The sequence below is a fragment of the Halorubellus amylolyticus genome, assembly GCF_034808145.1.
Taxonomy (GTDB): domain Archaea; phylum Halobacteriota; class Halobacteria; order Halobacteriales; family Natrialbaceae; genus Halorubellus.
Map to the genome: position 1 here is coordinate 154858 of NZ_JAXHGM010000002.1, position 18280 is coordinate 173137.

The 18280-nt window shown below is 69.2% G+C and carries 23 protein-coding genes and 1 tRNA gene; 10 read left to right on the forward strand and 14 right to left on the reverse strand.

The features are described from left to right. Positions 1-74: 74 nt before the first annotated feature. The 4 genes from SM754_RS06510 (at position 75) to SM754_RS06525 (ending at position 1854) form a co-directional block, all read left to right on the forward strand. A complete protein-coding gene (locus SM754_RS06510) occupies positions 75-419 on the forward strand; it encodes a helix-turn-helix domain-containing protein (RefSeq protein ID WP_323675417.1) in 345 nt (114 codons plus the stop codon). Beyond that, positions 416-796, forward strand: a complete 381-nt coding sequence (locus SM754_RS06515) for a hypothetical protein (RefSeq protein WP_323675418.1) — start codon at positions 416-418, stop codon at positions 794-796. The genes SM754_RS06510 and SM754_RS06515 overlap by 4 nt, the downstream gene beginning before the upstream one ends. 50 nt (positions 797-846) lie before the next feature. Continuing rightward, positions 847-1131, forward strand: coding sequence for a DUF7521 family protein (locus SM754_RS06520; protein WP_323675419.1), 285 nt, complete (start codon positions 847-849; stop codon positions 1129-1131). A gap of 96 nt (positions 1132-1227) precedes the next feature. After that, the gene (locus SM754_RS06525) at positions 1228-1854 is read left to right on the forward strand and encodes a sensor domain-containing protein (RefSeq protein WP_323675420.1); all 627 of its coding nucleotides are present in this window, start codon (positions 1228-1230) and stop codon (positions 1852-1854) included. 315 nt (positions 1855-2169) lie between these two features. Here SM754_RS06525 and SM754_RS06530 read toward each other — a convergent pair whose 3' ends face one another. Together SM754_RS06530 and SM754_RS06535 are read right to left on the reverse strand one after the other, a co-directional pair. Next, a complete protein-coding gene (locus SM754_RS06530) occupies positions 2170-3000 on the reverse strand; it encodes a DUF4097 family beta strand repeat-containing protein (protein WP_323675421.1) in 831 nt (276 codons plus the stop codon). Between the two features lie 109 nt (positions 3001-3109). Further along, positions 3110-3523: a DUF5788 family protein gene (locus SM754_RS06535; RefSeq protein ID WP_323675422.1), complete on the reverse strand. Its 414-nt coding sequence runs from the start codon at positions 3521-3523 to the stop codon at positions 3110-3112. A 102-nt stretch (positions 3524-3625) separates the two neighbouring features. Here SM754_RS06535 and SM754_RS06540 point away from each other — a divergent pair, with 102 nt between their 5' ends. Then, complete coding sequence (locus tag SM754_RS06540) at positions 3626-4555, forward strand: DUF7351 domain-containing protein (RefSeq protein ID WP_323675423.1); 930 nt, start codon at positions 3626-3628, stop codon at positions 4553-4555. Positions 4556-4733: 178 nt separating this feature from the next. Here the strand turns inward: SM754_RS06540 and SM754_RS06545 are convergent, their stop codons facing one another. Then, positions 4734-5585 carry a PGF-CTERM sorting domain-containing protein gene (locus SM754_RS06545; protein WP_323675424.1) on the reverse strand — a complete coding sequence of 284 codons (852 nt, stop codon included), beginning with the start codon at positions 5583-5585 and terminating at the stop codon, positions 4734-4736. Positions 5586-5877: 292 nt separating this feature from the next. Then, a tRNA-Leu gene (locus SM754_RS06550) sits at positions 5878-5962 on the reverse strand. 92 nt (positions 5963-6054) lie between these two features. On the opposite strand from SM754_RS06550, the gene SM754_RS06555 reads away from it, so the two are divergent. Further along, positions 6055-6372, forward strand: a complete 318-nt coding sequence (locus SM754_RS06555) for a hypothetical protein (RefSeq protein WP_323675425.1) — start codon at positions 6055-6057, stop codon at positions 6370-6372. Here the strand turns inward: SM754_RS06555 and SM754_RS06560 are convergent, their stop codons facing one another. The 3 genes from SM754_RS06560 to SM754_RS06570 form a co-directional block, all read right to left on the reverse strand. Then, a complete protein-coding gene (locus tag SM754_RS06560; protein WP_323675426.1) occupies positions 6373-6777 on the reverse strand; it encodes a methylated-DNA--[protein]-cysteine S-methyltransferase in 405 nt (134 codons plus the stop codon). A 24-nt stretch (positions 6778-6801) separates the two neighbouring features. Next, a complete protein-coding gene (locus tag SM754_RS06565) occupies positions 6802-7143 on the reverse strand; it encodes a ferredoxin (RefSeq protein ID WP_323675427.1) in 342 nt (113 codons plus the stop codon). Positions 7144-7303: 160 nt separating this feature from the next. Continuing rightward, complete coding sequence (locus SM754_RS06570) at positions 7304-7882, reverse strand: peptidylprolyl isomerase (protein ID WP_323675428.1); 579 nt, start codon at positions 7880-7882, stop codon at positions 7304-7306. Between the two features lie 201 nt (positions 7883-8083). Between SM754_RS06570 and SM754_RS06575 the strand changes: the two genes are divergently transcribed. Next, positions 8084-9052: a succinylglutamate desuccinylase/aspartoacylase family protein gene (locus tag SM754_RS06575; protein ID WP_323675429.1), complete on the forward strand. Its 969-nt coding sequence runs from the start codon at positions 8084-8086 to the stop codon at positions 9050-9052. A 77-nt stretch (positions 9053-9129) separates the two neighbouring features. Here SM754_RS06575 and SM754_RS06580 read toward each other — a convergent pair whose 3' ends face one another. Then, positions 9130-10200 carry an anthranilate phosphoribosyltransferase gene (locus SM754_RS06580; protein ID WP_323675430.1) on the reverse strand — a complete coding sequence of 357 codons (1071 nt, stop codon included), beginning with the start codon at positions 10198-10200 and terminating at the stop codon, positions 9130-9132. Positions 10201-10297: 97 nt separating this feature from the next. Here SM754_RS06580 and SM754_RS06585 point away from each other — a divergent pair, with 97 nt between their 5' ends. Then, a complete protein-coding gene (locus SM754_RS06585; protein ID WP_323675431.1) occupies positions 10298-10981 on the forward strand; it encodes an HAD family hydrolase in 684 nt (227 codons plus the stop codon). 21 nt (positions 10982-11002) lie between these two features. Here the strand turns inward: SM754_RS06585 and SM754_RS06590 are convergent, their stop codons facing one another. The 3 genes from SM754_RS06590 to SM754_RS06600 all read right to left on the reverse strand — a co-directional run bounded on the left by SM754_RS06590 (position 11003) and on the right by SM754_RS06600 (position 14474). After that, positions 11003-11959 (reverse strand): M48 family metallopeptidase, encoded by a 957-nt coding sequence (locus tag SM754_RS06590; protein ID WP_323675432.1) that lies wholly within the window; start codon positions 11957-11959, stop codon positions 11003-11005. Positions 11960-12006: 47 nt separating this feature from the next. Beyond that, positions 12007-13662, reverse strand: a complete 1656-nt coding sequence (locus tag SM754_RS06595; protein WP_323675433.1) for a GTPBP1 family GTP-binding protein — start codon at positions 13660-13662, stop codon at positions 12007-12009. 239 nt (positions 13663-13901) lie between these two features. Next, on the reverse strand, positions 13902-14474 hold the full coding sequence (locus SM754_RS06600; RefSeq protein WP_323675434.1) for a J domain-containing protein: 573 nt from the start codon (positions 14472-14474) through the stop codon (positions 13902-13904). Positions 14475-14692: 218 nt separating this feature from the next. Here SM754_RS06600 and SM754_RS06605 point away from each other — a divergent pair, with 218 nt between their 5' ends. Beyond that, a complete protein-coding gene (locus SM754_RS06605; RefSeq protein ID WP_323675435.1) occupies positions 14693-14908 on the forward strand; it encodes a hypothetical protein in 216 nt (71 codons plus the stop codon). A gap of 20 nt (positions 14909-14928) precedes the next feature. Here SM754_RS06605 and SM754_RS06610 read toward each other — a convergent pair whose 3' ends face one another. The 3 genes from SM754_RS06610 to SM754_RS06620 all read right to left on the reverse strand — a co-directional run bounded on the left by SM754_RS06610 (position 14929) and on the right by SM754_RS06620 (position 16576). After that, complete coding sequence (locus SM754_RS06610; protein WP_323675436.1) at positions 14929-15318, reverse strand: hypothetical protein; 390 nt, start codon at positions 15316-15318, stop codon at positions 14929-14931. After that, positions 15315-15620 carry a hypothetical protein gene (locus SM754_RS06615; protein ID WP_323675437.1) on the reverse strand — a complete coding sequence of 102 codons (306 nt, stop codon included), beginning with the start codon at positions 15618-15620 and terminating at the stop codon, positions 15315-15317. The genes SM754_RS06610 and SM754_RS06615 overlap by 4 nt, the downstream gene beginning before the upstream one ends. Positions 15621-15694: 74 nt before the next feature. Then, on the reverse strand, positions 15695-16576 hold the full coding sequence (locus tag SM754_RS06620; RefSeq protein ID WP_323675438.1) for a homoserine kinase: 882 nt from the start codon (positions 16574-16576) through the stop codon (positions 15695-15697). A gap of 128 nt (positions 16577-16704) precedes the next feature. On the opposite strand from SM754_RS06620, the gene SM754_RS06625 reads away from it, so the two are divergent. Next, positions 16705-18090: an NAD(P)/FAD-dependent oxidoreductase gene (locus SM754_RS06625; RefSeq protein ID WP_323675439.1), complete on the forward strand. Its 1386-nt coding sequence runs from the start codon at positions 16705-16707 to the stop codon at positions 18088-18090. Positions 18091-18280: the final 190 nt, after the last annotated feature.

The following is an 18280-nucleotide window of genomic DNA, read 5'->3' on the forward strand; positions in this document are numbered from 1 at the left end:
CGCGTTCACCCACCGCAGTCGTTCGCCCGTCCGACCGCGACGCTTTTGTCGACGGTCCAAGTAGTCGCGTGACGATGCCGCCGGAGGCCGAGGTCGACGAGGTCGTGGACCTCCTCAGCGACGGGTACGCGTGGCGGATCCTCGTCCACACGCGCAACGAGCCGAAGTCCGTGGACGCGCTCAGCGACGCGTGCGACGCGGACCCCTCCACCATCTACCGCCGCGTCGAACGCCTCCAGGACGCCGACCTCCTCACGGACGACCAGATGCTCGACCCGGACGGCCACCACTACAAGGTGTACGCCGCGAACCTCGACGCCGTCCACGTCTACCTCGAAGAGCACGGGTTCGACGTCGACGTCGACCGACGCGAGGACCCGAGCGACCGCTTCACGCGCCTCTACGAGGGATTCAAATGACCGCGAGCGCGCTGGGGCAGTCAGTGGGACCGATGGAGCAGGCAGCGAGCGCGCTGGGGCAGTCAGTGGGACCGATGCAGACGACGACGGGCGGCGACCCGGCGGTCGTGTTCGCGGCACTCGGGGCGCTGTTCGTCGCGACCGCCCTCTCGCTGTACCTCGCACTCCGCCTCTACCGCGGGTACCGGGACGGTGGACGGCCGGGGATGGCGGCGCTCGGCGTCGGGCTCGTCCTCCTGACGACCGTGCCGATGACGCTCCGCGTCGTCCTCGCGACCGTGCCGGGCGTCGGCGGGTCGACGCGCGTCCTCGCCGTGACCGCCAGTCAACTCGCCGGCCTCCTGCTCATCCTGGGGGTGGTCTACGGTGGACGCTGAAGCGAGCGGCCGCCTCCAGATGGCCGTCTCCTCCTCGATGGAGGTGGTGTATGGCGGGCGTTGACTCCGGCACGCTCGCGGCGCTGGCCGCCGGAGCGACCGCGCTGGCGGGGAGCGCGGTCGCCGCGCTCGCGTACCGCGGCGCCGTCCGGAACGACAGCGCGGCGATGCGGTACCTCGCCGTCGGCGTCGCGTGCATCGCCGTCCTCCCGTTCCTCCTCGTCTACGGCCTCAACCCGCTGCTCGCGCTCTCGGACGCCCAGTCACTGCTCGCGGTGTCGCTCGCGAACGTCGCCGGCCTGCTCGCCATCCTCTACTCGCTCGACGGCACCTGACCGGACAGTTCTCCTACTTGTATCTTTGGGTCGGTTGGCGGGCGAACAACTCGCCAGCGCTTGATATGGGGTTCCCGCCGGAACGAACGACTGGAGATGGCAAACGAACAGACCGCTCACGGGCGCCGGTCGCTCCTGGCCGCGCCCCTCGACCCGTTCACGTACCGCACCCTCGGCTACCTCGTGCTCGCCGCACCCATCGGGCTCGCGTACACCGTCCTCCTCAGCGTCGGGTTCGGCCTCAGCGTCGGCCTCAGCATCACGCCGCTCGGCCCCGTCGTCGTCGTCGCGACGCTCCTCTCGGTCGTCGCGCTCGCGTGGGCCGACGCCCACCTCACCGGCGGCCTCCTCGGCGTCGACGTCACCCCCAGGCTGCCCGCCGTCGACCAGGGCGTCGTCGACTTCCTGAAGGAACTGGCAGTCGGGCGGGCGACGTGGACGAGCGTCGCGTTCCTCGCGTACCGCGCCGTCCTCGGCGTCGTCGCGTTCGTCGTCCTCGTCACCGGCGTCACCACGACCGCGGCGTTCCTCCTCGCGCCGTTCGCGTACGGCGACGCACTCGTCCTCGGGACCACGACGTCGTACGTCTTCGTCGACACCCTCGCCGAGAGCCTCCTCGTCGCCGCCGCCGGCGTCCTCACCGGACTCGGGACGCTCTATGCCACGAACCTCCTCGGTCGCGCGAGCGCGCACGTCACCGACGCGCTCTTCGCCGACGCCTGAAACGCCCCGCCGTCGGAACGCGACCACCGTCCCCGCCGCTTCGGCCCTCCCGCACGCACTCGCTTTCCTCCGCGCCATCCGTCGCCACTCGACCTCGGCGTTCGTGCCGTCGACGGCAGCACCACGTCAGGCTACAATACCGGTCAACCCGCACACGACGCGGCGCGTCGGTACCGGCTGTACAGGACCCCGCGTCGGTGGTGGCTGTGCAGAACCTCGCGTCGGGCTCCGTCGCTGGGTTCTCGCAACGCTCGACCTCCCGGCCGAGGCGTCCACGTATCGAACCGAGGTCGCAGAAGGAATCCGCGCGCCGCGTCACTCGAGCGCCGACAGCGTCACGTCGCCCGTGCTCGTCTCGAACTCGAGCAGGGGCCCGCCGTCGCCGAGCGTCCCCGACGCCGACCGCTCGTCGACCGACCCGTCAGCGAGCGACAGGTCGTTCACCGCGACGTCGCCCGTGCTCGTCGACGCCCGCAGCTCCGCGTCGACGTCCGCACCGATCGCCGCGGTCACGTCGCCCGTGTTCGCCTGCACGGCCGTGTCGCCACCGATGGCGGGCACCTCGACGGTGACGTCGCCAGTGCTCGTCTCCGCGCCGCCGAACGCGTCGACGTCCTCGACGGTGACGTCGCCCGTGCTCGTCTCCGCGCTGACCGCCCCCGCGACCGACCGAACCGTCACGTCACCGGTCGACGTCGACGCCGACACGTCACCCGTCACACCCTCGACGTCGACGTCGCCGACCTGCGTCTCGGTCTCGGCGACCGCGAGCGACGACGGCACGGTCACGTCGAGGTCCAACGACGGCTTCCCCGACAGTCCGCCGTTCCCGGTCCACACGCCACGCAACCGCACGCGGTCCCGGGGGCGCTCCACGCGGAACTCGAGCTTCGACAGGTCCGCGTTCATCGAACTCGACTGCTTCACCACGTCGACGTGCACGTCCTCGCGGTCCGCCGTCCGAACCGTCACGTCGCCGACGTCCACCGCCACCGCGAGCGCGGACGCGCCGTCGACGGGCACGCGCTCGGTCGACTCCTCGCGCTTCCCCACGAAGGGCGTCAAGCCACTGCAGCCGGCGAGCGCGGCCGACAACGCCGCACCGGCGCCAGCGAGCAACCGCCGTCTGGAGGACATTCCTACCATACCACAACCAACCCACCACGGATATTTCAACCGGAACGCACGACTGGCGACCCGCCAACTCCCCCAAACGTATAAATACCAGAAGTCGAAGGGCGGCCGTGGCCCGCGCTCAGTTCGCCGCGAGGTCCATGAGCGCCCGCAGTTCCTGGGCGTTCTCCAGTTCCTCCCGTCGGAGCTGCTCCTCGATGCCCGGCGCATCCAGGCCCTCGAGCGCGTTCAACGCCCGGTCGATGCCGCGGACCTCCCGGACGATGGCCTCGCCCTCCTCGACCGAGAGCGCCTCGCGTTCGAGTCGCTGCTTGCGCTCTAGGCGCTCGCGCTTCAACGCCCGCTTCAGGGACTCCAACCGCTCCCGTTCGCTCTCGGGAATCCCGTCGAGGTCGTCGCACTCGAAGACGAACGCCTTCACGTCCACCGTCTCGCCCTGCACCGTCAACTCGTCCGGGATGTCCCCACCGACCATCCCCGACCGCCGCTGGAGTTTCGACAGCAGTCGCCGTCGCTCGCGTTCGGTCATCGACATACTCGAATCGAGCACCGGCACCGAGTTAGGCGTTCCGAGCAACGCATTACTCTAACCCAGTCGACACGAACCCTTACGTCGCCAGCGACGCACCATCCGCCGATGGACCACGCAGACGCCGACGCCAACGTCGATGCCCCCACCGACGTCGACGCCAGTCCGGACGCCGACACCCACGCCGACATCGACGTGACGGCCGTCTTCGAGCGCGTCACTCACCCGACACGCCTCGACGTCCTCCAGGCGCTCGCGGACGCGCACGCCGACGCCCCCACCGACCCCTGGCTCGCGTACACCGACCTCAAGGACGCCGTCGACGCACGCGACAACGGCAACTTCAACTACCACCTCGACGCGCTCGACGACCTCGTCGTCAGCGCCGACGCCGGCTACCGGCTCTCCCGCGTCGGCATGGAACTCCTCACCACCGCCGCCTCCGGCGTCCTCGACACCGACTGGACTTGGGGACCACGCGACGCCCCCGGCACCTGTCCGTTCTGCGACGACCCCCTCCAGTTCCACTACACCGACGGGAAACTACGGGTCACCTGCGGGACCGACGAGCACGCCATGGCGCTCGCCGCCCCACCCAGCCTCCTCCAGACCACGCCCGAGAGCGAACTCGTCGACAACGTCGCGTTCCTCGGCTACCAGTGGAGCCACTCCATCCGCCAGGGCATCTGCGCCGACTGCCACGGCCACGTCACCGGCGAACTCGAACACGGTGGCCTCCAACCCGACCACCACCACTACCGCGCCAACTGCCAGCGCTGCGGCTACCAGCACGGCGTCCCACTCGGCCTCCATCTCCTCACCCACCCCACCGTCACCCACTTCCACCACGACCACGGTACCGACCCCCGAACCACCCCTTGGTGGACGCTCGACTGGACCACCCCCGGCACCGAAACCACCCTCCAAACGAACCCCCTCGAACTCGGAGTCGACGTCGAACTCGACGACGACACACTCACACTCACCATCGAACACGACGGCACCATCACCACCACCGACCGTACCAGAGCCGAGTGAACGCCCACCGCAGACGCAAACACCACCCGTTCATCCGCCTACCCACCACAGGACACGGCGCCAAGACCCACCACCTGCCCCGCTCGCGGCCACGACCAATCACCCGCATCGGTAGATACAGCGATCCGGCCCCTCAACACTCTCCGAGCCGAGGCCGGGCTCCCTCAACGGCCGAGCATCACTGCCGCCGCCGCCTCAGCAGTATCGTGACCGGTATTGCGACCAAGACAACGACTACCCCGAATCCGGGACTGTTCCCGCTGGATGTGGGAGTCGCTTGTTCCGTCTCAGCAGGCGCCGAAGTCGGTGCCTCCTGTTCTGTCGGTGCCGGCATTGTTGTCGGCGTCTGTGTCGGGGTCGTTGTCGGGGTTGTTGTCGGCGCCGGTGTCGGGGTTGTTGTCGGCGCCGGTGTCGGCGTCTGTGTCGGCGTTGTTGTTGGCGTTGCTGTCGAAGTCCCTGTTCGAGTTGCGGTCGAGGTTCCCGGTGCTGGATACCACTGGTTCTCGTTATTCTGGCTGATTGTGAACTTCCAGTCGTATTCTACTTCCTGCGGATTGTTCGCTGAGATCTGCAGACAAACGTCGTCCTCGAAGGAATCGTCTACTATTTTGAACGATGCATTGCGCGACGGATCGGATAATGTTAATTTGGGACCGTCGTCCTCCGCCCACTCCATGTTCTTTAATTCGCCTACGGCAGAGTACGACGAGATGTTGATGAAGATGTTGTTCTCGGCGTCGCCGAGGTCGGTATGGAATATCGTGATGTAGAACACGTCACTCTCTGTATCTGTCGTCGCTGCCGTTTCCAGATAGACGGCGTCGATATCCAGATTTGGCGGCGAGTTTATCGTGCCAGCGATACCTGCAGCATCCGCATCGTACTGTTCTTCTAGTTCCTCGATGTTGGTTGGGTCGCCAGTACAATTGGAGTCACGCTCGTCATCATCGGCTTGCACGACACCCGAAACGCTGGCCGAAAGGAGCAACGCCGAGAACGCGAGTGAGAGAAGGACCCGACCTGTTCTCATTCTATATTCTATAAACGTATCTTTAATTGGAATATTTCCGATTTTCCAGGCTGGAGAGGCAATATCAACACCGATCAAATTGTCTGGTGTTAGACAGGCACGCCTACTTGACGACCGGTATAGCTCGGAAAATGCCGATAGAATAGAATCTCAACCGGGCCGTCGCAGCGCCAGTGTGAGGGGAGGGATTCGAACCACGGTCGCACGACGCCTCGCTCCGCTCGACGCTGCGTGCTCCCTGATTCGAATCCCCCCGTCGATAGCCGTCGCTCACCTTCGTTCGCGACGGCGATGCGAGGGGAGGGATTCGAACCCACGAACTCCTACGAGAGCGGATCTTAAGTCCGCCGCCTTTGGCCTGGCTCAGCCACCCTCGCTCGTTCCGCCATACCGCCGGGGGTGCAAAGTCGGTTTCGCTTGACGGCCTCCACCACCGCACTTATACGAACGCCGACAGAACCCGTCGTCGATGCCCTCCGACACGCCGTTCGTCGACCCACTGACGAACGAACTCGACGCGCCACAGCTCCTCCGAGAGGCCGTCCCGCTCGCGAAACTCGTCGCACTCGTCGCGCTCGGAGCACTCGTCCCGTTCCTCTTCGTCGTCCTCTTCGGCGCGAGGTCGACGCTCGGGACCGTCTTCCTGTTCGCCAGTCAGTTCGTCCTCGCCGTCGGAACCGGCCTCGTTCTCATGTACGTCGTCGCTCGCGCCCACGAGCTCGCCGGCGACGACCACGCCGACGCGAACGACCGAGACGACCGGCCCGGCGGGACGGACCGAGCGTAGCTACCTCTCCACGTTCAGTCCCGTCGCCTCCAGCATCAGCAGCCGATGCTTGGTCCGCACGCCGCCGTCCGCCGAGTACCCGTTGAGGCCGCCGTCGCTCGCGAGCACGCGATGGCACGGCACCACGAGCGGCACCGGATTCCGACCGCACGCCTGCCCGACCGCGATCGGCGCCGTCTCCAACTCGGCAGCGAGATCGCCGTACGACCGCGTCTCCCCGTACGGAATCTCGCGCATCGCCCGCATCACTCGCCCACCGAAGTCCTCGGGGTAGTCGACCGCGAGGTCGAACGACGCGAGGTCGCCGGCCTCGAACTCGCGGACCTGGTCGCGGATCGTTTCTGGCGACGCGTCGACGAGACTCTCGTCGATGTCGACTGTCGCGCCCACGACCTCTACTTTCACGCCATCACCAGTTCGGTCACGCGATTACCAGTCCACGCTCAGCGTTCCATCGCCGTGGGGGTCCGGTGCGATCTCCTCGTCGGTGCGGCGGTCGACGACGTGGATGATGCCGACGTCCTTCTTCGCCGGGCAGGCCTCGGCGGCGACGAGGTTGTGCTCTAGGTCGTCCTCGCCGAAGAAGTACGTCTTCGGCGTTCCGAGGCCGCTGTCGATGCTCATCTCCCAGTTCGTCGACTTCTCCGCGCACTTCCCCGCGCCGAAGCACTTGTTCGCCTCGAAGATGATCTTGTACGGCGCCTCCTCCACCGGTGGCGCGTTCGCCTCCCCGATCTCGCTCGGCGCGTGCGCGTCCTCGCTGTCGCTCATTGCGCGGGACTCGGGGCCACGGGAACTTTCGGTTGTCGGTCCCGCACCGCGAGCCACGAACGGGCCGGCACCGCGAGTCTCGGCCAGGACGCTGGTCGCGGCGTCGTACGAGCAGGAGACGGGAGCAGGAGACGGGAGCAGGAAACGGCGAGTCGCCGACTTAGACGTCGGCGCCGGTGAGGTCGAGGTGACTGACGTCGTCGTGGAAGTCGATGGATTCGATGCCGGCGTCGGTGTTGGGGTTGTCGCGGCCGTCGGTGTCGAGCGCGCCGAGCTCCTCGACGACGTCCATGCCGTCGGTGACCGTGCCGAAGACGGCGTGCTTGCCGTCGAGGTGCGGGGTGGCGCCGAGGGTGATGAAGAACTGGCTACCGTTCGTGTCGGGGCCGGCGTTCGCCATGGAGAGGACGCCGGGGCCGTCGTGCGTGAGGTCGTCGACGAACTCGTCGTCGAACTGGTAGCCGGGGCCGCCGCGGCCGGTGCCTTCGGGGTCGCCGCCCTGGATCATGAAGTCCTCGATGATGCGGTGGAAGTCCGCGCCGGCGTACAGCGAGTCGCCGCGTGTCTCGCCGCTCTCGGGGTCGTCCCACGTGGTCGTGTCCGGTGCGGGGTCGGCGTTCGCGGCGGGGTCGTGGAGCGCGAGGCCGACGAAGTTCGTGACCGTTCGCGGCGCCTGCTCGTCGTAGAGCTCGATGTCGATGTCGCCGTGCGTCGTGTGGATGGTCGCAGCTATCGTCATACCTGACAGGACGGCCGCCTGCGGGATAACGTTGCCCCATCGTGCCCACGTCAACCCCGTGGTTGGTCCGCGTCGGCCTCGTGACTGGTGCGCGTCGGTCCCGTGACTGACTCGCGTCGGGCCCGTGGTGGGCCTGTCGCGACCCCGGGCTGGGTTGGGGGTGAGATTCAAGGGGTGGCGCGTCGAAATCTGGCGTAACCGATGACGCGTTCGGCTCGCCATCGTCGCGAGGACGTGACGCTCGCTCGACTCCCGTCGGGCGTTCGAGTGTCGACGACGGTGCACGTGTACGAGGGGCCGGAGTCGGGGCCGACGGTGTACGTGCAGGCCGCCCAGCACGGCCGCGAGGTGAACGGGACGGAGGTCCTGCGGCGCGTCCACGAGAAGATCCCGCTCTCGGACCTCGCGGGTCGGGTCGTCGCGGTGCCGGTGGCGAACCCGGTGACGTTCGACCGCGTCGGGTACACCGCACCCGCGTCGCTCGATTCGGTGAACGCGAACATGAATCGCGTGTGGCCGGGGGACGCGGAGGGGTCGCTGCACGAGCGGATGGCGGCGGCGCTCTGGGAGTACGTCGCGGACGCCGACGCGGTCGTCGACCTCCACACGGGCAGCCCGGACCTGCTGACGCACGTCGTGTACCCGAACGATGACGCCGACGCGCGAGCGCTCGCGGAGGCGTTCGGCACCGACCTCCTGCTCGCGGAGCGCCGCGGCGAGGACGCGCCCGACGAGTGGCATCGCCGCGACTTCGACGGGAAGCTCCGCGTCGCCGCCGCACGCGAGGGGATTCCGGCGGTCACGCCCGAACTCGCGCACTGCCGCGAGCTCGTCGAACCCGCGGTCGAGGAGGGGGTTCGCGGCGTCCTGAACGTCTGCCGGCACGTCGGCGTGCTCGACGGGCAACCGATCACGACCGACCCCGTCGTCGCCCGCAACCACCTGGGGCGGGTCGACGCCACCGACAGCGGGCTGTTCCGGCCGAATCCCGCGCTCGAACTCGGCGAGCGCGTCGACGCGGGCGAGGACGTCGGGACCGTCTACGACCCGTCGACGTACGAGGTCCTGCACCGTGCGACGTTCGACCGCGACGGCCTGCTGTACGCCATCACGCGCGAAGCGACCGTGAAAGCCGGGGACCGGTTGGCGAGCGTCGCCATCCACGACTGAACGGCATACGGCGACCGCGAGGTCGCCGTCTCAGGAATCAGCTGGTCGAGGCGGGAATGGTGTTCGGTTCGTCGCGTTCAGAACGCGCGAAGGTCCTCGAGCACCGCTTGCGCGCTGCCGTCGTCGATGACGGCGCGGGCGTCGTCGATGCCGGCCTGGATGCTTTCGACGTCGTCGCGGGCGTACATCCGGAGGGCGGCGTTCAGTGCGACCGCGTCCGCGAACGCGTCCTCGCGCTCGCCGGCGAGCACTTCCTCCGTGATCTCGGCGGACTCGGTGGCGACGTCGTCGACCTGGAGGTCCTCCTCTTCGACGTCCATGCCGTACTCGGCGGTCTCGATCTCGTAGTCGTCCAGCTCGTCGGTGTCGGCCACCCACTCTCCGACCTTCGTGTACCCGGGGCGGACGTCGTCGTAGCCCTCCATCCCCTGGAACATCACGACCTTCTCGACGTCGCTCTGCTCGCTCTCCTGGAAGGTCTCGCAGACCTTCTTCGCGAACGCGAGGTGGTAGAACGACCCGAGGTGGACGTCCGCGTTCGCGGGGTTCGCGAGCGTCTCCACGGTGTTCACGAACGTCCGCACGCCCATGTTGTCGCGGCGCTCCCAGAGGTCCTGGATGCCGGGCGCGAACGCCGGCTGGTAGTAGAACCCGAACCCGGTCTCGTCCACCATGTCCGCGGAGTCCTGTGGCGTGAGTTCGGTGTGGACGCCGAGTTCGTCGAGCACGTGCTTGTACGCGTCCTGTTTCTGCGTCGGGACGCGGTCGCCGGAGTGCACGACGACGGGCGTGCCGGCGGCGGCGGCGACGACGCCCGCGGCGACGCCGAAGATCATCGACCGGCCCTTCCCGTCGTAGTTCGCGCCGCAGTCGACGGGGTCGCAGTCGGGTTCGGCGACCTCGACGGTCTCCTCGCGCATCACGTCGACGTACGCGCCGAGCTCCTCGGGGCTGTTGCGCTTCCAGCGGTTCGCGAGCCAGAACGCGCCGAGCGTCGTCGGGTCGGGCTCGTCCGCGAGAACCCGCTGGAACGCCTCGCGAGCCTGGTCGCGAGTCATGTCCTCGGCGGACTTGTGTCCGCTGCCGACGACCTCCGTCATCAGGCGCTTCAACGGCCACTCGCCGAACCGCTGCTCTCCTGTTGCCATGAACGGCCGTTGGAGCGGTCGCCGCAAAAGCCCCTCGGAAGCCCCCGGTCGATGAGAATCGAACACGGCTTTAGCCGTCGACCGCGTACCGTCTCGTATGACCGACGCCGTCGACGCCGTCCTCTTCGACCTCGACGACACGCTCTGCGAGTACCAACGGACGAGCGGGGAACTCCTCCGCGAGAGCTTCGCGGCGGTCGGCGTCGAGCCGTTCTTCGACGTGGCCGAGTACTACGACGCCTACGAGCGCGTGGTGAACGACGACGACGAGCACGACGGGATGCGAGAGCTCCGCGAGCTCTGCTTCGCGGACCTCGCCGACGAGTACGGCTACTCCCGGGACCTCGCGTACGAGATGGCTGATCACTTCGCGGACTCGCGAGACCACACGAACGTCGCGGCGCTCCCCGGCGCCGCGGCCGCCGTGGAGGCGCTCGCCGACGACCACGCGCTCGGTGTCGTCACGAACGGGGCGCCTGAGATGCAGCGCCAGAAGCTCTCAGCGCTCGACTTCGACCACCACTTCGAGACCGTCGTCTGCGCGGGGTACGACGCGCCGGCCAAGCCGGAACCGGACCCGTACCACGCCGCACTCGGCGAACTGGACGTCGCCGCCGACCGCGCGGTCCACGTCGGGAACTCCCTCAAGACGGACGTCCCGGGCGCGCACAACGCCGGCGTCCGGTCGACGTGGCTGTCCGACGGCTCCACGCCCGACCCGGAACCGCACTACGTCGTCGACCGCCTCGACGAACTCGCCACGCCACCGTGGCGTCCCTGACGGCGCTCCGGCGGAACCGGACTACCGGGCGTGGACGGGGATGGCCGTGCCGACGTCGTCGCGTTCGGCGGCTCGTTCGCGTAACCGCTCGATGCGGTCGTCCATCGACGGGTGCGTCGCGAGGAGCTTCGAGAGCGCGTCCTCCTCGCCGTGGACGAACAGCGAACTCCAGAGCCCGCGGTAGGGGTCGCTCGCACGCTGGATGCGTCGGAGGCCGCGGGCGAGAGCGAGCGGGTCGCCGGTCACCTCGACCGCGCGGTCGTCGGCGGCGAGCTCGCGACGCCGGGAGTGCGCGCGGAGCGCGAGCGTGAACGCGAGGAGCGCGAGGACGACGAGCTGGCCGACGCGGTAGTGCGTGCGCTGGAGGTGGACGCCCAGCGGAACGGGTCGGCGCCCGGAGGGGTACGTCGCGGCACGCGAGACGCCGGCGACGAGCACGCCGACGGGGAGGAGCACGAGGAACGCGACCCCCGCGACCGTCTGGAGGACGCTCGTCGCGAGCGTCTGCACGAGCCCGTCGTACCCTTCGAGGTGCGCGAGCTCGTGCGCGAGGATGGCGTCGAGCTCCTCGGGCCGGAGGATGCGCGCGAGCCGATGGTCGAGGACGACGACGCCACCGCCGCGCGCGCCGACCGCGAGCGCGTTCGGCGCCTCCAGCGCCGCGACGTACACCGACGGGGGCTGAACCCCCATCCGCGACGCGATCTCGTCGAGGCGCTCGTGGAGCCGCGGCGCCGTCTCCGGCGGCACGTACTGCGCGTCCAACGCCGTCAGGATACGCGTCGCCCCGGCGCGATAGCTCGCGTACCCGAACGCGAGCGCACTCCCGACGACCGCCGCGACCAGCAGCCAGAGCGACGGCGGGTCGGCGAGCACCGCCGACACCACGACAGCGAACGCCACCGCCAGCACCGCGTAGAACGCCACCGACAGCACGCCCGTCAGAACCGACAGGGCGCGACGTCCACCGGTATCCATACTCCACCTACGCGACCGTCGAGCAAAATACCACCGAGCGCGCCCGGCTAGTCGTCGAGGTCCGTTCGCGTGACCGTCCCGACGCCCTTGCTCTGGCCTTCGCGGAACACGAACCGCTGGCCGTCCTCGACGAGGTACGGTCGGAACTTGAACCGGACGCGCGTCTTCCCCTTGTCGCCGGGGAGGAGCTGGCCGCCGTCGGGGTGGAAGACGGCGGCCTCGCTTATCGTCTCCAGGTGGACGACGGGTTCGTAGCCGTCACCGATGCGCGTCGGGTGGTTCAGGACCATCACCTCGGCCTCGAACTCGCGGACCGGCTGGGGGTCGCTGTCGCGCGGCACGAGCACCATCCCACGTTCGATGTCGGCCTCGCGGACGCCTTTGAGTGCAATCCCGACGATACGGCCGGCTTTCGCCTCGTCGACGCGGTGATAGTGCATCTCGATGCTGCGCGCTTCGACCTCGCGGAACGACCCGTCGGGCATCGGGCCGAGCAGGAGTTCGTCGCCGGCCTCGACCTCGCCGCGCATGATGGTGCCGGAGGCGACCGCGCCGACGCCCGTCACCGAGTACGTCCGGTCGATGTACATCCGGAAGTCGCCGTCGCTCCCCGCGGTCTTCGGCAGCCGCCGGAACACCTCGTCGAGCGCGTCCATCCCGCGGCCGTCGACGCTCGACGTGACGAACAGCGGCACGACGCCGTCCCCGACCTCGTCGACGGCCGCGTCCACGCCGTGACGTTCGACGCGCAGCGGCGTCTTCCCGACGTCCCGCAGCAGTCCCTCGACCTCGCGCTCGACCTCTTCGAGCCGTTCGTCCGTGACGAGGTCGGCCTTCGTGATGGCGACCATCGTCGGCAGTTCGGTGGCGAGCAGGACGCCGAGGTGCTCGCGCGTCGTCTTCGTCGGGCCGTCGTCCGCCGCGACCGTCAGCAGCCCGTAGTCGAGCTTCTGGCCGACGAGGCCGCGGATGGTCGTGCGGAGCCACGGCTCGTGACCGACGGTGTCGACGAACGACACGAGCTTGTCGGACTCGTCGACCACTCGCGCGCGGTCGGTCTTCCGGTGCGGGTTCTGCATCCGGACGGCCTGGTCGTCCGCGTCGAACCCGTACACGGCGTAGGACAGGTCCGCAGAGAGGCCGCGTTCGACCTCGTGCGGTTTCACGTCGAGGTACCCGCGGGTCGCGCCCTCGCCGTCGTCGGCCTCGCCCGTGACGAGCGACCCGACGAGCGTCGACTTCCCGTGGTCGACGTGCCCGGCGGTCCCGACGACGATATGGCCGTCGTCGGTCCCGAGGACGGCGCCCTCGCTGATGGTGGCGACGCCGACGATGCCGTCCGCGTCGTCGACCGCGGTACCGGTTCCGGTGCCGGCGGACGCGCCGGCGTCGTCGACGCTCCACGTCTGCACGTCCTCGATGTGCGCGCCCGCCTCCTCGGCGAGCAGGCTCAGGACGTCCATGGACTCGGAGAACTCGGCGGGTGGAACGCCGGCGAGCCCGCCGTCGTCGGTGACGCCGACGACGTACGTCGCCTCGCCGTCCCCGGAGAGGACGCGATGTCGGAGTTGCGCCGCGAGCGATTCCCGACGCCCGTCCGACAGGTGGAGGTCCTTCCGGAGCCGTTCCTTGAACTCGACGCTCCCCCCCTCCGACTCGCCGCGGTCGAGGGCGCGCTGCAACACGGCCCTGTCAGGGCTCATGTCGCCGCGTAAGGGAGAGACTCGCATAAGGCTTCCCGTCACATGGGTGCGTTTGCCACGCGAGGGGTGGGGAGCGCGTGGGAGCGACCCGGACGACTCCCTGTCCTTCCTTATCGAACGCAGACTCCCTGCGAGTACACAGCCCTAGTAGCTGTCGTCGAACCGACGCGACCGGCTATCTACTGACCGATGTGACCGGGCGTCGCCATCGACGCGACTCGTGCTCGGTCACTCGTCGGTCACTCGTCGGTCAGTCGCTCGTAGGCCGCGGTCACGCGCTTGAACGCCTCCTCGTCGCCGTCGGCCGTGTCCGGGTGAACCTCCTTCACGCGCTCGCGGTACGCCTCGCGGACAGCGTCCTCGTCCGCGGTCGGGTCGAGCCCAAGACGCCGGTAGGCCTCCTCGGCGCTCGGGCCGTCCTGGCGCTCGACCCGAGGACCGCCGCGTCGCGCGCCGCCACGACCGCCGGCGGTGGCGCTCGCGCGCGCTCGACGACCGCCGGCGCGAGCCTCCCGGCGCCGCTCCCGGTTGATGCGACGACGCGCCTCGCGCGCGAACCGGCTCCGCCCGCGCTGGGCGCCCTCCCGGGCCTTCCGGCCCGCGAACCGCGACCCGCCGGCGTTCACGCCCTCCGCGACGCGTTCGCGCATCCGACCGGTCGCCTGATACCACATGAAGTAGCCGGTGGCTGCGAACGGCAGCGCGATCGCGAGCACGAACGCCTCCTTGGTGACGATGGCGACGACGGTGAGCATCGTCGTCAGGCCGGCGAACACCGACGCCAGCCCGAACAGGAGCGGGGAGTCCCTCACGTCTCGACGGAAGGACTCCGAACGCCTAAATCGCTCGGCTCCCCACACCGCCTCCGGCAGTCGCGAGAACTCACGCACCTCCCCACTTCCCAACCCCCACCTACTCACGGACCAACCCACCCAGCCACTCAGTCAGGCATCGATTTACCCAGTCAGCCACCCAGCCACGCATTATCGTGTGAACTAGACTCAAGGGGCGTCGGTGCGAACGGGGAGGCATGAGCGTCTCCGGGCTCTGTCAGGTCTGCGAGTCGAACGCCGCCGAGGAGTCCTGCGAGCGCTGCGGTGCGCTCGTCTGCGAGCGACATTACGACGGCGAGCACGCGATGTGCGTGTCCTGCGTCGCCGAGACCACTCGCGGCGACCGCGACGACCGCGGCGACCGCGGTCGTCGGTTCCACGAGCAGGACGTCCCCGGCGAGCACCGGTTCTGACGGCACCGTCGCGCCGGGACTCACTCCTCGTTCGAGCGAGGCGCCGCTCGATGGTCGGTCCCGAACCACGCGGTCGACGGCGGAACCAGCCCGCCCGCGACGAGCGCGAGCACCAGCAGGTACGCGACGAGACCGCCGGCGAGCGCGCTCAGGCCGCTCTTCGGGCGGAACGCGGCAGCGGCTGCGGCAGCGAGCACGGTGACGGCGACCGACACCACGCGGACCGTCCGTCGCGCCCAGACTGCCTCGACGACGGTCGCGCGAGCGCTCAGGAGGCCCTCGAGGAGGACCGCACCGACCGCGCCCGCTGCGAACGCGAACGGCGACGCGCGCACGCCGCCCGCGGCGGCGAGCGCGACGACGACGGCGAGAACGCCCGCGGCGAGCGCGCCGTCCCCGAGCCGACTCACGCGTCCAGGAGGCCGTCGACGACGAGTCCGGCGGCGAGCAACCAGACGCCCGCCGCGACCGCGACGGCGCTCACGTGCACGACCGTCGAGCCCGTCCCGGTGCCGAGGACCGGCCCGCCGAGGGCGTTCGTCGCCATCGCCGTGCTGCGCGTGACCGACCCGGTCGCCTCCAGCACCGACGTCCACGCGAGCACGGCGCCGACGAACCCGACGCCGACCAGCGCGAGCCCGGCACTGTACAGCGACCGGACGACGCCGTCGAGCGGGTCGGCGGCGAACGGCCGCCCATCACGCGTTGCCATGCCAGTCAATGACACGCTCAATCGTGATAAATCTGGCTCGACGAGTCTCAGCAGGCCAGCGTCCGACCGCCCCATCAGTCCCGGTACACCGTCGCACCGTCACCGATCTCCGTCTGGTACGCCCGCGCCGACACCCCGGCGTCGTCGAACGCGTCGAGCATCGCACCCGCGACCGCCCGACGGTCCCCGCCCCGACACACCGCGAGCACGCTCGGGCCCGCACCACTGATAGTCACGCCCGTCGCCCCCGCCGACAACGCCGCCGCCTTCACGCCGTCGTAACCGTCGACGAGCGCCGACCGCCGCGGCGTCACCACGTGCTCCTCCAAGCCACGTCCCACCAACTCGGGGTCGTCGCGATGCATCCCCGAGACGAGCGTCGCCGCCGACCCGACCGTCGACACCACGTCCTCCATCGACGCCGACGCCGGAACGACCTCTCGCGCGTCACGCGTCGACACCACGACCTCCGGCAGGCACGCAACCAGGCTCACCGACGCGTCCACCTGGAGCACGCCGTCGCCGCGAGCGATCGTGAACCCACCCAGGATGGACGGCGCGACGTTGTCCGCGTGCGCATCACCCGACACGACCGCCTCGCCCTTCGCCGCCACGTCCACGAGCTCCTCCCGCGACCGTCCACGGTCGTACAGCTCGTTCAACGCCACCGCCGCCGCCGCAGCGCTCGCGGCCGACGACCCCAGACCCGAGGCCGGCCGCACGCCCTTGTCGATGTGGATGTGCGCCGGCGCATCCAGCGCCTCGGCGACCGCTCCGACCGTGTTCCCCTTCGGGTCCTCCGGGATGTACTGGCTCCCCACGCCGGTCACCGATATCGTCGTCTCGGCGGCGCGCTCCACGCGCACCACGTCCGCGGGCACCCCGAGCGCCACCCCGAACACGTCGAATCCACTCCCCAGGTTCGCGGAACTCGCCGGCGCCCGAACCGTCAGCATGCCCCCTCCTAACCCGCCCCCTACGAAAAACCTAGCGGAGACCGCAACCGTCACCGCCCCCGCCACTCGCGTCACGTCGACGGTCGGACTCCAACAGACCCATACCGACCGGTACCCTCGCCTCTGACATGACTGTCGGCATCGTCGGCGGCGGCATCGCCGGACTCGCGGCCGCCCACCGCCTCCAGGCGCGCGGCCACGACGTCCGCGTCTACGAGGCGAGCGACGACCTCGGCGGACTCGCCGCCGTCCACGAGACGAGCGGCGACCCCATCGAGAAGTTCTACCACCACCTCTCCAAGAGCGAGGAGACCATCGTCGAACTCGCCGACGACCTCGGCGTCGGCGACCGCGTCGAGTGGATCTACGGGAACGACGGCTACTACGTCGACGGCGTCGTCCACCCCCTGAACACCATCTGGGAGATCGCCGCGTACCCCCACATGAGTCTCTACGACAAGTTCCGGCTCGGCATGCTCACGATGGAGATCGACGTCCGCGGCGGGGTTCCCTCGTTCGACACGTACGACGACCTGGAAGCGTACGAGGACGTCCCCATCAAGCAGTTCCTCCTCGAGCACACCACCCGCGGCGTCTACGAGAACTTCTTCGAACCGCTCCTGAACGCGAAGTTCGGCGACCGCGTCGAGGACGTCTCCGCCGCCTGGCTGCTCGGCCGCATCAAGTTCCGCGGGGAACGCGACCTCCTCAAGGGCGAGCAGCTCGGGTACTTCGACGGGAGTTTCGCCGTCCTCATCGACGCGCTCATCGACGCGGTCGGTCGCGAGCACGTCCAGACCGGCGCGCGCGTCGTCGACCTCGACGCGAGCGACGCCGGCGACACCGGCGACGCGGCCGTCGACTCGCTCACCGTCGAGACCGCCGACGGCCGCGAGACCCACGACGTCGATAGCGTCGTCGTCGCGGCGATGCCGAACGTCCTCGAGGAGCTCACCGGATACGAGTGCGACATCGACTTCCAGGGCGCGGTGTGCGCGGTCGTCACCATGGACCGGTCGCTCATGGACGAGACGTACTGGCTGAACGTCGCGCACGACGCCCCGTTCGGTGCGCTCATCGAGCACACGAACTTCGTCCCGCCCGAGCGCTACGGCGGCGACCACCTCCTGTACGTCGCGAGTTACGTGCAGTCGCCCGACGAGTGGCTCTGGCAGGCCGACGACGACGCCGTCGAGACCCGCTGGCTCGACCACATCGCGGAGATGTTCCCCGACCAGTTCGACGACGCGATGGTCGAGGACGTCCGCATCTCGCGGAACCCACGCGCCGCGCCGGTCTACGAACGCGGCTACCTCGACATGGTCGTTCCCTACGACGTCGGGAGCGACGCCACCGAGGTCCCGAACGGCGTCTACTACGCGGGCATGGCGAGTCGCGCCCAGTACCCCGAGCGCTCGCTGAACGGCGGTATCGTCGCCGGCTACGAGTGCGCCGACCGCATCGACGATCGCGTCGACACCGAACGGTCGATACTCGAAGCCAGCACGCAGTGAGCGCTCGAACGGAGACACGGTGAACGCTCGAACGCGCACACCGTGAACGCGACGCGACGCTCTCGCTGCTTGGTGTTGAGAACCGAGGAACCCGGGCGTCGACGTTCGGACCCGGACGGGAGACGTTTTCCACGGACCACGCGACCAGTGCTAGCTTTCGGTGGGCTCGCACCACCTCGGTCGACAACTG

What these genes read in the sequence shown, in the direction of transcription:
- SM754_RS06540 (WP_323675423.1), top strand. Translation starts at nt 3,626, where the DNA reads ATGGACCACGCAGACGCCGACGCCAACGTCGATGCCCCCACCGACGTC.
- SM754_RS06575 (WP_323675429.1), top strand. Translation starts at nt 8,084, where the DNA reads ATGACGCGTTCGGCTCGCCATCGTCGCGAGGACGTGACGCTCGCTCGA.
- SM754_RS06620 (WP_323675438.1), bottom strand. Translation starts at nt 16,576, where the DNA reads ATGCTGACGGTTCGGGCGCCGGCGAGTTCCGCGAACCTGGGGAGTGGA.
- SM754_RS06515 (WP_323675418.1), top strand. Translation starts at nt 416, where the DNA reads ATGACCGCGAGCGCGCTGGGGCAGTCAGTGGGACCGATGGAGCAGGCA.
- SM754_RS06530 (WP_323675421.1), bottom strand. Translation starts at nt 3,000, where the DNA reads ATGGTAGGAATGTCCTCCAGACGGCGGTTGCTCGCTGGCGCCGGTGCG.
- SM754_RS06625 (WP_323675439.1), top strand. Translation starts at nt 16,705, where the DNA reads ATGACTGTCGGCATCGTCGGCGGCGGCATCGCCGGACTCGCGGCCGCC.
- SM754_RS06510 (WP_323675417.1), top strand. Translation starts at nt 75, where the DNA reads ATGCCGCCGGAGGCCGAGGTCGACGAGGTCGTGGACCTCCTCAGCGAC.
- SM754_RS06525 (WP_323675420.1), top strand. Translation starts at nt 1,228, where the DNA reads ATGGCAAACGAACAGACCGCTCACGGGCGCCGGTCGCTCCTGGCCGCG.
- SM754_RS06570 (WP_323675428.1), bottom strand. Translation starts at nt 7,882, where the DNA reads ATGACGATAGCTGCGACCATCCACACGACGCACGGCGACATCGACATC.
- SM754_RS06520 (WP_323675419.1), top strand. Translation starts at nt 847, where the DNA reads ATGGCGGGCGTTGACTCCGGCACGCTCGCGGCGCTGGCCGCCGGAGCG.
- SM754_RS06555 (WP_323675425.1), top strand. Translation starts at nt 6,055, where the DNA reads ATGCCCTCCGACACGCCGTTCGTCGACCCACTGACGAACGAACTCGAC.
- SM754_RS06565 (WP_323675427.1), bottom strand. Translation starts at nt 7,143, where the DNA reads ATGAGCGACAGCGAGGACGCGCACGCGCCGAGCGAGATCGGGGAGGCG.
- SM754_RS06590 (WP_323675432.1), bottom strand. Translation starts at nt 11,959, where the DNA reads ATGGATACCGGTGGACGTCGCGCCCTGTCGGTTCTGACGGGCGTGCTG.
- SM754_RS06595 (WP_323675433.1), bottom strand. Translation starts at nt 13,662, where the DNA reads ATGAGCCCTGACAGGGCCGTGTTGCAGCGCGCCCTCGACCGCGGCGAG.
- SM754_RS06535 (WP_323675422.1), bottom strand. Translation starts at nt 3,523, where the DNA reads ATGTCGATGACCGAACGCGAGCGACGGCGACTGCTGTCGAAACTCCAG.
- SM754_RS06585 (WP_323675431.1), top strand. Translation starts at nt 10,298, where the DNA reads ATGACCGACGCCGTCGACGCCGTCCTCTTCGACCTCGACGACACGCTC.
- SM754_RS06545 (WP_323675424.1), bottom strand. Translation starts at nt 5,585, where the DNA reads ATGAGAACAGGTCGGGTCCTTCTCTCACTCGCGTTCTCGGCGTTGCTC.
- SM754_RS06605 (WP_323675435.1), top strand. Translation starts at nt 14,693, where the DNA reads ATGAGCGTCTCCGGGCTCTGTCAGGTCTGCGAGTCGAACGCCGCCGAG.
- SM754_RS06580 (WP_323675430.1), bottom strand. Translation starts at nt 10,200, where the DNA reads ATGGCAACAGGAGAGCAGCGGTTCGGCGAGTGGCCGTTGAAGCGCCTG.
- SM754_RS06615 (WP_323675437.1), bottom strand. Translation starts at nt 15,620, where the DNA reads ATGGCAACGCGTGATGGGCGGCCGTTCGCCGCCGACCCGCTCGACGGC.